Source organism: Methylophaga sp. UBA4204 (genome assembly GCF_002379485.1).
Lineage (GTDB): Bacteria > Pseudomonadota > Gammaproteobacteria > Nitrosococcales > Methylophagaceae > Methylophaga.
In genome coordinates, this window is sequence record NZ_DFTU01000037.1 from 2,309 (window position 1) to 3,100 (window position 792).

Annotated in this window: 1 protein-coding gene and 1 pseudogene; both read right to left on the reverse strand. The window is 46.3% G+C overall.

Translation table 11 applies throughout. The features are described 5' to 3' along the window. Positions 1–428, reverse strand: a 428-nt coding sequence (locus B3182_RS05135; protein ID WP_292751832.1) for an efflux RND transporter permease subunit, incomplete at its 3' end; no start/stop codon positions are given. A gap of 9 nt (positions 429–437) precedes the next feature. Continuing rightward, a pseudogene (locus B3182_RS05140) lies at positions 438–792 on the reverse strand (hypothetical protein); the annotation flags it as partial.

The following is a 792-nucleotide window of genomic DNA, read 5'->3' on the forward strand; positions in this document are numbered from 1 at the left end:
AAATGCACCACCATGGTTAAATCGGGTGATGATTTTTCGGTGACAACACCTAAGCGTTGTACTTCTTGTGGCAAGCGTGGCATGGCACGATCTACCCGGGCCTGAACCTGAGTCTGGGCTAAATCAACATCGGTGCCGATGGCAAATGTCACGGTGAGTGTCATGCGACCATCCGAGGTGGACTGAGAAGACATATAGAGCATCTCTTCCACACCGTTAATTTCCTGCTCCAATGGCGAGGCGACGGTTTCAGCAATTACTTTAGGGTTAGCCCCTGGGTAATTGGCTGTTACCACAACAGTGGGAGGCACTACTTCAGGGTATTCGGTGATGGGTAGTTGCCATACTGCAATAGCACCGGTAATTAAAAAGAACAGTGAAATAACGGCTGCAAAAATTGGCCGTTTGATAAAAAATTGCGAGAACATGAGGTTTCCTTATCCTTGATCTGCTGAGCTGTCAGATTCTGCAGCCAGTGAGGTGCTGGTTTTATCCAACAACTGTTGAGCCTTACGCAAACCCGCTAATTGCTCTTTGGTTGCCATATCCACTAATTTGGGTTCGATCTGAATATTGGGCATTACGCGTTGTAAGCCATTCACCACAATTTTGTCGTTTGCGGATAAACCTTCACGCACAATTCGCAGACCATTTACCTTTTCACCAAGCTTGACTGCGCGGTACTCCAATTGATTATCAGCATTCACGACCAACACAAACTTGTTGTTTAAATCCGTACCGATGGCTTTTTCATCAATCAGGATGCCTTTATATGAGTCACTGCCGACCAGT